Consider the following 4614-nt stretch of genomic DNA (forward strand, 5'->3'; position numbering starts at 1 on the left):
GCATATAGGAGTCCAGGTAGCAAAACGCGGATAACATACGCTATGCATAATTCGACATCAAAAAAGCCGATTTCCTTCTCTAAGGAAGTTCGGCTGTTACTTTTGGATTTACCGTTATATATTGCTTGATATAAATCTGATTACGCCTTCTTTTATTTCTTCATTTTTTGATGCCCAAACCCTAAAATAATTCGATTAGGATGTTTCCCTTTTTCTATAGTATGATTTTCTACTGGATAAATCCAACTCCAAATTTTTTGATTTCTTCTAGTAACTTTAAAAAATGGGAATCTTTCCATTCAACAATTAGGTGTAAACCTGTTAAATAACCCTTGTTCGAAAACGTTGTTTACAAGGATTCCAAACGAAGCAACAAAATCCATAGACATTGTATCGTCATCTATAACATCATCTTCATCAGAAGGTTCTTCACCTATGCTTTTAAAGTCTTGATTTTCAAAGCTATATACCAACTCAAACCATTTAAAAGATGGGCAAAATAATCCTCATCTCTTTCCCACCTGTTCTCTAAGCTAATTTGTGTAGTTCCTTTAAAGCCTTTTCCTTGCCCTGTCCAAAGCATAAAATTTGATTTTGGGTATAAAGGAAAATAATATAGAGATATCGCAAATTATCGAATTCCTTTTGTTCGATTAGTTTATACGCATTCCAAGCAAAATAGATTTTAATAAGACAGACAGAAAGGGGCGGGCACCGTTGAATCGGGAATCAAATATGATAAATGACGAACAGGCAGTTGAAATTTTCAAGGCTCTGTCAAATCAAATCAGAGTAAATATTCTGCAAATGTTGAAAGAACCTGATAATAACTTTTCCCCGCAGGCCCATGTCATCAAAGAAAAGGGCTTTGATGGCGGGGTTTGTGTTAGTGATATTCGCAGCAAAGTAGGACTATCACAGTCCACTACCTCCCAGTATTTATCTATCCTATTACAAAGCGGTCTGGTGGAAATGAATCGAATCGGACAATGGACTTATTATCGACGCAATGAGGAAACCATTAAACAGTTTGAAAAGTATATAGGCTTAAAAATATAACCTTTTAAGGAGGAGCAAGAGTGAGTTTTCAAAATCATCGTGCCTATAACAGCATGTACCAGAAAGACAAAATGACACTCGGATTTATCCTCCCGACTGCCAGGATGTCTAAAAATCCGATTATGGAGAATCAGCTGGAGCTTGCCCGTAAAATTGAGGAATATGGCTTTGCTTCATTATGGCTCCGTGATATTACGATGCAGAATTTGAATATTGATGATAACGGCCAAAAGTTCGATTTATGGATTTATTTGACGTATCTTGCTGCCTATACGAAGCACATTGCGTTAGTGACAGGAAGTGTAGTTCTCCCTTTGCGCCACCCCGTCAGGGTAGCCAAGGAAGCTGCATCAATCGATCAATTGTTTCCAGGTCGATTGATTATGGGAGTGGCATCAGGGGACAGGGAAAAAGACTTTACAGCTTTAGGGATATCTAAGCAAGAAAGCGGTCCGTTATTTAAAGAAAATTTCGAAATTCTCGACCGGCTGTTAAAAGAGGATCAGCCGACAATCCACAGCCACGCCGGGCTTATCGATGGTACAGATATGAGGTTAATCCCAAAGCCTGCATCTTCGATTCCGACCATGGTGACTGGATTTAGCAATCAGTCTATCAATTGGATAGCCATGAATGGGGATGGGTGGCTTCAATATCCAAGAGGCATTATTCAACAGGCGCAGCTTATCCAGGATTATCGTGCTTTAACTGAAGTTCATGCTCCAGGAGATTTTAAACCCTTCTCTCAAAGCTTGTTCATCAATTTATTGGAAAATCCCGATGAAATGCCTGTGCCCATACCCTTAGGCTATTCCGTGGGAAGAAACCGTTTAGTTGATTTACTTCATCAATTTCAAGCGATTGGTGTCAACCATTTGGCGTTTGTTCTGTATTTTTCCAAGCGCCCTCCAGAGGAAGTAATCCAGGAACTTGGAGAATTTGTTTTACCCTACTTCCCAACCCATAAAGGTACAGGCCAGCTTTAAAAAATTTAATTATATAAAAGGAGGAAGAATTATGACAAAGAGAGGCACGGCTGCGCTCTTATGAAATTTTGGCTCAGGCTGCAGTAAATTAAACAGTGTCTAGTCTAATAAAGGATTAAAGGATGTATTTTCTGCAGATATTAAATCAGTTAAATTAATGTGATTTAGATTGAAGCAGTAAAAGAAGACAAAGAATACAACCTGTAAATTCTTTTATAGTTTTGAAACAAAATTTTTAAAGAAAGAAGATGAGCATATGCCTGAAAATCATACAAAACAAATTACGGATATTCCATTCTCGGTCCTGGATCTCTCTCCAATTGCAGATGGAAGGACGCCGGCTGATTCTTTTCGCAATACTTTGGAGCTGGCCCGGCACGCTGAAAAGCTGGGGTATAACCGATATTGGCTCGCTGAGCATCATAATATGCCATTTATCGCCAGCTCTGCAACATCGGTAGTCATTTCCCATGTTGCAGCGGGTACATCAAAAATCCGGGTAGGTTCAGGCGGCATTATGCTGCCGAATCATGCACCTCTTGTTATTGCTGAGCAATTTGGTACTCTGGAATCATTATATCCAGGACGTATTGATCTTGGCTTGGGCCGTGCACCAGGCACTGATCAGCTTACCGCACGTGCATTAAGACGTGACTTGAGAAGTTCAGGAGAAGATTTCCCTGAGCAGCTGGCTGAGCTCCGGAATTACTTTGACCCTTCCCTGGCACAAGGATATAGTCATGTTAGAGCAATTCCGGGTGAGGGATTAAACATACCTATTTGGCTGTTAGGTTCGAGCGGATACAGTGCCCAACTGGCAGGAGAGCTTGGACTGCCGTTTGCATTTGCGAGCCATTTCTCGCCGCATAACACACTGCCGGCTATCCAGCTGTACCGCCGTTCGTTTAAGCCTTCTAAAGTACTGGACAAGCCGCATGCAATGGTAGGGCTAAACATCATTGCGGCCGATACAGATCAAGAAGCTGAGCGGCTCGCTACAACATTGCAGCAGCAGTTCTTGAATTTGATGCGCGGGAAGGAAGTCCCATTGCAGCCGCCAGTGGATAATATTAATGATATAGCGAGCGACTATGAAATAGCTGCCCTTGAGAATCAATTAGGAACTTCGATTGTCGGCAGTCCTCAAATCGTAAAAGAAAAGCTGGAAAAGGTTCTGGATGAAAGTCAAGCCGATGAAATTATGGCAATCGCCCAGGTTTACGATCATAAGGCCCGCCTCCATTCCTATGAAATATTGGCAGAAATTACTCAGCTAAAATAGGTCAAAACTGGCATCACCATGGAAGAAACGTTGCAATTAGTGGACAAGTTAGCGGACCAGGACCTGGATTATCTCCATATTTCTGTCGGCGGCTTTTGGAACGGATCAATCTGTGATGATAACAATCAGACACCCCGAGTTGTTATGATCCATGAGCATGTCGGCGATCGTGTTCCTGTGATGGGTGTTGGGATGCTGCGGACACCCGATGAAGTGATGAAAGCATTTGCAATAGGTGTACCTTTAATCGCTTTAGGGAGGGAATTGATAATGGGACCTCAGTGGGTACAAAAGTACAAGCCAGTGAAGAAGACGAAATCCTTACTCCATTATCTAAAAAAGATCAAAAAGAACTGGCTATTTCTGATGAAATGTGGGAGCACTATACTGGCATCCCTGGCTTCCTATTGTATAAGGAGTTCACTTATCTCATTTCATCTCTGCTTCCTTGAATTGTTCAACAAAAAATGGGAATCATGATGATAATTGTCCTTGCTCAGCAAGTATAAGAATATACCTTATACTAAACAAGACGGAACATTTTAAAGGGAAACCATCTTAGTGGTTTCCCTCCTTTATTGAGTATTAGAGCAGAAAATCAGCCATAGTTCATTTGTTTATGAATAGAAATTATTGTTAAATATAATCAACAATAGACGCCTATAAAGGATTGTATCTAAAGTGAACCTGGGATTAAAAGATAAAAAAGCACTCGTGACAGGCGGCAGTAAAGGTATTGGAAAAGCAATTGCTGTCGCGTTTGCCAAGGAAGGCACCAACCAATGTTGTAATTTGTGGCCGTGGTGAAGTAGTAAATTAATATAAGGAAAAAAAGACTTCAAAAGACAACTATCCCCTACTTTCAAACCATATGACAATCGCCAACTACTTTCAGAAAAGGATTATAAAAATTCAAAAGCAGGTGGAGAAAAACAACCTATTTTTCTCCACTTGCTTTATTTTATGGACTTATCGGACAGCCCCCTTGTGGAATTAATAATATTAATATAAAAAATTAACAGTATATTTATATAATTTTGGTTTAATTGAATTGTAAAATATAAATCACCTTGGAGGAATCATTAGATGATTAATAAGAAAATTGTGAAAACAGGAGCTACTTTAGCACTTGCCTTAGCTATTTCAGTTCCAGCACTATCACCGACAGCAGCTACTGCGAAGGAAAATAGTAAAATTGAATCTGTTAAATTTAATGGAATGAAAGCACCAGCTACTATCGATGAAATGGTAAAAACATATACAACTGCAACCGTTGATGTAAAATAT

At 39.8% G+C, this 4614-nt stretch carries 4 protein-coding genes and 3 pseudogenes; 6 read left to right on the top strand and 1 reads right to left on the bottom strand.

Annotated features, from left to right (window positions below; translation table 11 throughout):
- Positions 1-135: 135 nt before the first annotated feature.
- A pseudogene (locus ACFVSH_RS23135) lies at positions 136-349 on the bottom strand (MocR-like pyridoxine biosynthesis transcription factor PdxR); the annotation flags it as partial.
- Between the two features lie 386 nt (positions 350-735).
- Here ACFVSH_RS23135 and ACFVSH_RS23140 point away from each other — a divergent pair.
- The 6 genes and pseudogenes from ACFVSH_RS23140 to ACFVSH_RS23165 all read left to right on the top strand — a co-directional run.
- On the top strand, positions 736-1059 hold the full coding sequence (locus tag ACFVSH_RS23140; RefSeq protein ID WP_387708047.1) for an ArsR/SmtB family transcription factor: 324 nt from the start codon (positions 736-738) through the stop codon (positions 1057-1059).
- 20 nt (positions 1060-1079) lie between these two features.
- Positions 1080-2045, top strand: coding sequence for a TIGR03571 family LLM class oxidoreductase (locus ACFVSH_RS23145; RefSeq protein ID WP_387708041.1), 966 nt, complete (start codon positions 1080-1082; stop codon positions 2043-2045).
- A gap of 256 nt (positions 2046-2301) precedes the next feature.
- Positions 2302-3327 carry an LLM class flavin-dependent oxidoreductase gene (locus ACFVSH_RS23150; RefSeq protein WP_387708043.1) on the top strand — a complete coding sequence of 342 codons (1026 nt, stop codon included), beginning with the start codon at positions 2302-2304 and terminating at the stop codon, positions 3325-3327.
- 18 nt (positions 3328-3345) lie between these two features.
- Positions 3346-3807: a beta/alpha barrel domain-containing protein gene (locus ACFVSH_RS23155; protein ID WP_387708045.1), complete on the top strand. Its 462-nt coding sequence runs from the start codon at positions 3346-3348 to the stop codon at positions 3805-3807.
- A 201-nt stretch (positions 3808-4008) separates the two neighbouring features.
- Positions 4009-4119: pseudogene (locus ACFVSH_RS23160) on the top strand (SDR family NAD(P)-dependent oxidoreductase); the annotation flags it as partial.
- 294 nt (positions 4120-4413) lie between these two features.
- Positions 4414-4614: pseudogene (locus ACFVSH_RS23165) on the top strand (alkaline phosphatase); the annotation flags it as partial.

Source organism: Peribacillus sp. NPDC058002, from assembly GCF_042886655.1.
Lineage (GTDB): Bacteria > Bacillota > Bacilli > Bacillales > DSM-1321 > Peribacillus > Peribacillus aracenensis.

Bases quoted from the DNA above. Each gene is read 5' to 3' on its own strand.
- ACFVSH_RS23140 (WP_387708047.1), top strand. From the start codon at position 736: ATGATAAATGACGAACAGGCAGTTGAAATTTTCAAGGCTCTGTCAAAT.
- ACFVSH_RS23150 (WP_387708043.1), top strand. From the start codon at position 2,302: ATGCCTGAAAATCATACAAAACAAATTACGGATATTCCATTCTCGGTC.
- ACFVSH_RS23155 (WP_387708045.1), top strand. From the start codon at position 3,346: ATGGAAGAAACGTTGCAATTAGTGGACAAGTTAGCGGACCAGGACCTG.